The following is a 3,124-nucleotide window of genomic DNA, read 5'->3' on the forward strand; positions in this document are numbered from 1 at the left end:
CTAAGAGCCATCACGTAATGCCGGCCGGGACCTGCTGCCCCGCGAGGGGTGGTTGGCTTACCGGATGTCGAGCTTGAGGTTGTGGAGTGCGGCGACGCCGGCGACGGCGTGGTTGATCGCCTCGCCGTGGCGTCTGCATTGGCGGAGGATCTGGTGGTCCTTGAGCCGGGCGATGGTGTGTTCCGCCACGGCCCGGCGTTTACGAAACCTTCGGTAGTTGCGGTCTTTGATGATGCGGCCGTCGGGTCCGCGGCGTGGTGTTCGGATGCGGTCGGATCCGCGGTAGCCGCCGTCACCGGAGAGCCGGGGATGGTCGGGCAGTGTTTTGGCGAGGGTTTCCCGGAAGACGACCGCATCGTTGCGGTTGTCCGGCCAGGCGGCTCCGACGGCGACGATACGGCGGTCGCGGGCCCGGCAGACGATTTGCACGTTGACGCTGCGCCGGTAGTTTTTGCTCTTCGCGGTGCGCTGCTGGTCATGGGCGGGGATGAGGTGCCGTCGACCACCCACAATTCCCGCCGGTCGATGGGCGGTGGTCCGAGGAGCTCGGCGAGCGGTTCGGCGAGCCGGACGAGGGCGCGGTGTGCAGCGGCGTGAGAGACGCCGAATAGGGCTCCGAGCTGCTGCATGGTGAGGTTGGTCCGGTAAGCGAGGACGACGAGCAGGACACGGTCGGCGAACCGCAGTGCCCAGGGCCGGCCTCTGCCCGTATCGGGTGCGAGTTCCCACAGCTGTCCGACGAGATGCTGCATTTGCGGGCCAGTCAGACCGGTCCAGGCACGAAGGTCGCCCGCGGTGCAGCGGGCAAGACGCAGGCGCATGTACGCCATCGTAGAGACCGAAGTCCCCTCGTTGCGCGGGGCGTTGTCAGTGGGGCCTTGTAGCTTTGGTGTTGGTTGCCGCACTGGTCAAACTGCGGACAGATCCCGGTTGTTGCTACACAAAAAAGGAGGTGGGTCATTGAAGGTTGCAAAGCTGCATGACCCGGTGCCTGCCTCCGATGTTGCACCTCCCGCCCGCCGATACCGAGGCAAGAACAAGAAGAAACGCTGGACACGAAGCGTGGATATCGAGCTTGCGGTGATCCGTCTGCCGCTCGATGTTCACGACCCCGCCACCCGGCATCGGACCGAGGACCTGTTTTCCGCGATGTGGTCCGTGAAACGGGCCCTGCAGCGCGATGTGCGGGATGCGGTCGATGCGTACTGGGCCGGCGACGTCCGCCGGGACACGGATGCGAAAGCCTGGCGGCTGGAGCTGGGTCTGTCCCGGGAAGGGATGGAACGGCGCGCCTACCGGCACATGGAAAAGTCCCAACATCTCGCCCATCACCTCACCAAAGCGCTGGTGATGCACCAGGCAGACGAAGTCTTCGAGACGGCGGTGAGCCGGCATCTGTTCCCGGACTCTTCCGGCTGCCGATTCGGCCGGCCGAAGGTTGGCCGGTGGTGGGACTACACCCGCATCCCCGGCCGCGCCCGCTCCCACACCACCTCCCGGAAGTGGGAAACGTTCCGGCTGCACGGCACCCTGGCCGGGCACCTGGACGCCTACCGTCACCGCAGCCTCGACCGTACGGTCACCACCCCGGAGCAGGTCGCCGAGCTTCCTGCAGGGATCGCGGTGCTCGCGCAACCCCGGCACCTGCCCACGCCTATGCGGCCTTCGGGACGCGTCGAGACGGGCGAGGTGACGGCGAAGAAGACACCGAAGACGCGGGCCGCGACGTGGTGGGACCACACCGGGCCTTTGGCCGTCGTGTTCACCGGCGGCGCCGATTCACGTCGTGGTGCCCTGGTCCTGCCCGTGCGTCTGCCCTCGGGTTCGGGCCGCTGGCCGCGTCTGATGCACTTCCTGAACAGCCCTGACTCCTGGCACAAGACCGACCTCGTGCGCCGCCGCGACGCCTCCGCGCCGGGCGGGTGGGCGTACGAAGCTCACCTGATGGTCCTGGCCGGCGGCTACGCATCCCCCGCCACGAAGGCGCGCCGGCAGGCGGCGGCCGCACGCGAACGGGTCGGTGGTATCGACGGCAACGTCTCCAACCTCTCCGTCGTCTCCTTCCCCCACACCTTCGCCCCCGCCGACGGTGGCGTTGAGGCAACCAGGATCGCGCCCAGCGACGCGGAACTTGCCGCGCTGGCGAAGGCTCGCCGCAAGGACCGCGGACGCAAACGCGCCCTCGACCGCTCTCGCCGGGCGTCCAACTCCGGCCAGTACCAGCCGTCGAAACGCCAGCAGGCCCGCGCCGACCGGCGCCAAGCCGCAGGCCTGCCCGCACGGACCGTCGAAACGCCCGGCGGAGCGCGGGCAGCGAACAAGGCCGGGGTGCCAAAGCGGGCGTACCGGCGCGACAGCCTGTCGGCCGGCTACCGGTTCAACCGGGCCCGGCTCGCCGAAGCCGCCGCCACGCAGGCTGCGGCCAAAGACCACCGCGCCAGGCGGATAGCCGAGGAGATCATCAGCGGCCACGGCGCCAACCTGGTCGTCGAGGACTGCGACATCCGCACCTGGTACCGCAGGTGGGGCAAAGCACTGCAGGCCACCACGCCCGGCAGGCTCATAGCTGCCATCGGCCGGGAATGCGAGAAGACCGGCGGGCGGATGCTCCGCGCCTCCACCTTCACCACGAAACTCTCCCAGACCTGCTTCTGCGGCGAGAAGGTCGCCAAAACCCTCGCCGACCGCATCCACGCTTGCCCCGCCTGCGGGCTGACCGGCGACAGGGACAAGGTCTCCGCAGCCCTCTGCGCCCACGTCCACCTCACCGACCCCGAAGACCCCAGCACAGCGCGCCTGGACATCGTCCAGGCGCGCCACACACAAATCTTGTTCCATGAAGGGCTGCAAGAAGCCCTGTCGAGTCAACCGCAGCGCGGTGCCCGCCCCACACGGGGCCGCACCCACGCGGCAGCCACCAAGCCGGATCCTTCCGGCGGCAGGCCTCTGCTCGGCAAGACACCACCACCTGGTACCGGACTTACCCCGAATGAGACCCGACCCGCGAACGAGCGGCACAAGGCCCACGTCGGAACAGTCGGCTGTACGGACAACGCGCCACCCAGACGCGTCAGCTCCGTACAGACATCGGGTGGGCATCACGGCATTACGTGATGACTCTTAG

At 68.3% G+C, this 3,124-nt stretch carries 2 protein-coding genes and 1 pseudogene; 1 reads left to right on the plus strand and 2 read right to left on the minus strand.

The window, feature by feature from the left end:
- Positions 1-57: 57 nt before the first annotated feature.
- Together ADL25_RS50350 and ADL25_RS51805 are read right to left on the minus strand one after the other, a co-directional pair.
- Positions 58-510 (minus strand): transposase, encoded by a 453-nt coding sequence (locus tag ADL25_RS50350; RefSeq protein ID WP_234380705.1) that lies wholly within the window; start codon positions 508-510, stop codon positions 58-60.
- A 98-nt stretch (positions 511-608) separates the two neighbouring features.
- Positions 609-830: pseudogene (locus ADL25_RS51805) on the minus strand (transposase); the annotation flags it as partial.
- Positions 831-1,062: 232 nt separating this feature from the next.
- Here ADL25_RS51805 and ADL25_RS07655 point away from each other — a divergent pair.
- Positions 1,063-3,114, plus strand: coding sequence for a zinc ribbon domain-containing protein (locus tag ADL25_RS07655; RefSeq protein WP_199839125.1), 2,052 nt, complete (start codon positions 1,063-1,065; stop codon positions 3,112-3,114).
- Positions 3,115-3,124: the final 10 nt, after the last annotated feature.

This window comes from Streptomyces sp. NRRL F-5122, assembly GCF_001507435.1.
GTDB classification, from domain to species: Bacteria; Actinomycetota; Actinomycetes; order Streptomycetales; family Streptomycetaceae; genus Streptomyces; species Streptomyces lannensis.